Consider the following 3584-nt stretch of genomic DNA (forward strand, 5'->3'; position numbering starts at 1 on the left):
ATGACCAGAATTTTACTCCTGTCTGGCTCGATGATTTTGATGAATATGATCCAATCAGGTGGGAGAAGAGTGATGGTTGGTCCTGGAATGGGAATAATGCACTGCTGGTTGCTGAAAACGTTGTCTATGAAGAAGGCCAAATGATTTTATGTCTGACACTTCCCGGTGAAGAGGGCCGAGTTGACATCCATCCGCCCCATGCTCTATGGGCCAGAGCTCATTATCCTGATTCAGTAGTTGTACAATTCAGCGAAGAGCTTGATCCTTTAACCGCTGAAACCCTGTCAACCTACGCCATCACTGGTGCACCAATTCTTGCCGTCACCCTCCAGCCAGACCAACGCACGGTGAGTCTCAAGGTCCAGAACCTGAGCTTTTCCGGCTCTGCAGTTTTGTATGCTTTTGGAATACAGGATCTGGCTGATCCGGTAAATACTCAGGTGAATACAAGTGTATCTATCAATATGCCGGCTCCCCTGGATTTGCCTATTAATATTGATTGCGGTGGTCCAGGAGCTCAGGCCTTTCTAGCCGATCAGGTTTGGTCAGAATCTGTGGAATATGGACATGAAGGCGGAGGTAACCAAATTGCGACCTGGTATCCGGATCTTGCTGATACTGACTTGGATAGTGTTATGGCCACATCTCTGAATCGTTTCTCCCGATATCATGTTCGCTTAAATCAAGGGATATTCGATATTCAATTGCATTTTGCCGAACACTATTACGATGAAACAGGTGAGCGCGTTTTCCAACTGTATGTTGAAGATTCGTTGATTGTGGCTGAGCTGGATGTTTTCAATGTGGTTGGGAATACCAGTGTCTTCAGTGTTAACCTCCCTGGATTTGAGATCTGTGATGGAAGCTTGGATATTCTGGGGTCTGCTTTGAATTATGGTGAGGGCTATGCTTATGCTGGTCCTGTTCTCAATGCCATACAGATCAATGGCGAGTATTGGGTGAATGTTGACAGCAATGTTAAACCTGAGCATTATCAGTTTAATCATTTCTATCCGAATCCGTTCAACTCCCAAGCTCATTTTGATTTTACTATTCCTGAATCTGCCTGGGTAGATATTTTCCTCTACGATGTAAGGGGATCCCTGGTTCGCGAGCTTGTTTCACAAAATTACTACCCTGGCGGGTACCAGCTGGCAATTGACGGGAAAGATCTAGCAAGTGGAACGTACATTGTGCGATTGGAGTCACAGAATTTTATTAAAAGCAGAAAGATTCTATTATTAAAATAGGGATCAGTTTCTCAATACCGTAAAAAAAATGTGGCTAAGAAGCCTGTATACATATCTACGTGATACATTTTTAATAATTATCAAAAGGAGATGTAAAACAATTAGAATTCATCCACCCTACTAGGCTTCACAAACCAGGTGTCGGCGGGGCTATATTGATGTAGAGGAGAATTCAAAACTGCATCAATATATTATCAAAATATTTGGCATGTGGTGGTGCTATTTGTTTTATCCACGCGATCAATGGGGGAGATATCTCCGTATTCATTAATGGTGTAAGTGACTGTGTATCTGTGTGATAGAGGTGTACCCCGGGCCTTGATCCCGTTTCCGCGATGCTACAACGGGACGAGGTCGCCCCGGCATGGCTTTATTGTCACGGCGTAGTCCTGAGCCTATCGAAGGACGCAGACGTATCAGGGCGAGGGATTTTAAGTCCGAAACAACTGATTGACAGTCAGTTGATTATAGTGATTGTGTCAAAATAGTAAAATGAAACCCGATGTTATCTTGCAGAAAACCAACCAGAGTTATGTTAAGCATGAGATGTGCAAAAAGTCGCGGGGATTTTTTTCGATAACAAGGCAAATATTGTTACCATAGCCACTTGTGCTGAGTTTATCGAAGTATAGCTATAGTAACAATATTTAACGTGGTTCCTGAGCACTGCCGAAGGGCAGTTAGCGGGAAAAAGAACGTGATCTACCTCCGGTAGACAGGGCTTGGTTGCAATATATCATGCTTAACGTGACACTAGATACAACATTTTGCATCAACATACCGCAGGATATCATCGCTTCCACCAGTAAAGTTATTTAATATATCTTGTATGTCGGAATATCAGAGATTAACATGATATGTAACATAATTAATATTATGTGTTGTATCGTATAAATAAGCATGTAAGCGATTAATAATCTATGAAAAATAAACCTGTATCAACTCTGTCAAGCACAGTTCTAAACCACTTCAACTCATTGAACAAGGTCGTTTTTGAGACTGAAGAGCTCGAATCGGTCTTGCCAGAATCAAGTAGAGGCGCAATCAGGAACTTGCTGAGCAGCATGGTGAAGCATGGTTTGCTCATGCGTATTAAAAGGGGCTTGTACCATATAATCCCCTATGAAAGCGAATCAGAAAGCTATTTGCCAGACTGGCATCTACTCGCTGAACCTCTGACGAGAGGGAGAGAGCATTACATTGGATATTATTCTGCGCTTCAGATTCACAACTTGATCACGCAGCCATCCTTGAAAGAACAAATTGTCGTATCACGACAAATGAAGCCATCGAAAATGACTATCAGAGGAACGACCTTTCAGTTTATCTATCACAATCCAAAGCGATTCTTCGGCGGAAAGGAAAGCTGGATTAATAGCTTTGACAAGGTGAAGTGCTCAGATCTTGAAAAGACAATAATTGACTGTCTGTACAAACCGGAATATGCTGGGGGAATTACTGAGATTGCAAAGGCGATCTATATGGCAAGGGAGAAACTGGATTTCTTGAAACTGCTGAGCTATACGGAACGCTTCAAGTCACAAGCCGTGATCAAGCGATTGGGTTATTTACTGGAACTTATGCAAATCCCAACAGATGCTATTGAAATTCTACATTCAAGGAGGACGGCTTCGTATGTCATATTGGACACGGAAGTGCCCGCTTCCGGTACGTTTCTAAGTAGGTGGAGAATACAGAAGAATGTAGATCCTCAGACAATTCTTGAAGCGAGATTCACATGATCCGACCTGGTGAAATCCAGCAAAAAGCTAATAGGCTTGGTGTGCGTGATCAACAGATCGAGAAGGATTACATCCTCTCCTGGATTTTACAGGGGATCTCTCAACATGAGGAACTATCAAGAACCCTTGCTTTCAAAGGGGGCACCGTTCTTAAAAAGTCTACTTCGAGGACTATCGCTTTTCGGAGGATCTGGAGTTTACTCTACTGGACGAGGGTGTTGACAGCAAGACGATATTGGACTGGTTTACTGATGTTTTCAAGTTCGTCAAAGAGGCCGCAAATATTCCACTAAATCTCATAGACACAAATGAACATGTCGATGGGGGAATCAACTTTTACATAGGTTACACGGGACCACAGGGTGGTACTGGTGCCAACAAGAAGGTCAAGGTCGATATCTCCAGGAGTGAAAAGCTGGTTTCCAATCCAGAACTGAAGGATGCGATACTTGGATACTCAGACCAGAAAAGTCATGAATTACTTTGCTACACACTGGAAGAGATACTGGTTGAGAAGTTGCGATCAGTGATGCAGCGGGTACAGGCCAGGGATTTCTATGATATCTGGTATCTCATTGAAGATCAGGGGATG

3 protein-coding genes are annotated in these 3584 nt (G+C 43.1%); all 3 read left to right on the forward strand.

What is annotated here, in order from left to right; translation table 11 throughout:
* Nucleotides 1–1250, forward strand: a 1250-nt coding sequence (locus U9Q77_05895) for a malectin domain-containing carbohydrate-binding protein (protein ID MEA3286889.1), incomplete at its 5' end; no start/stop codon positions are given.
* 920 nt (nucleotides 1251–2170) lie between these two features.
* On the forward strand, nucleotides 2171–2992 hold the full coding sequence (locus U9Q77_05900; protein MEA3286890.1) for a transcriptional regulator: 822 nt from the start codon (nucleotides 2171–2173) through the stop codon (nucleotides 2990–2992).
* A gap of 205 nt (nucleotides 2993–3197) precedes the next feature.
* On the forward strand, nucleotides 3198–3584 hold a 387-nt coding region (locus tag U9Q77_05905), incomplete at its 3' end, for a nucleotidyl transferase AbiEii/AbiGii toxin family protein (protein MEA3286891.1).

This window comes from Candidatus Neomarinimicrobiota bacterium (assembly GCA_034716895.1).
Lineage (GTDB): Bacteria > Fidelibacterota > UBA8477 > UBA8477 > JABMPR01 > JABMPR01.

Bases quoted from the DNA above. Each gene is read 5' to 3' on its own strand.
- U9Q77_05900 (MEA3286890.1), top strand. From the start codon at position 2,171: ATGAAAAATAAACCTGTATCAACTCTGTCAAGCACAGTTCTAAACCAC.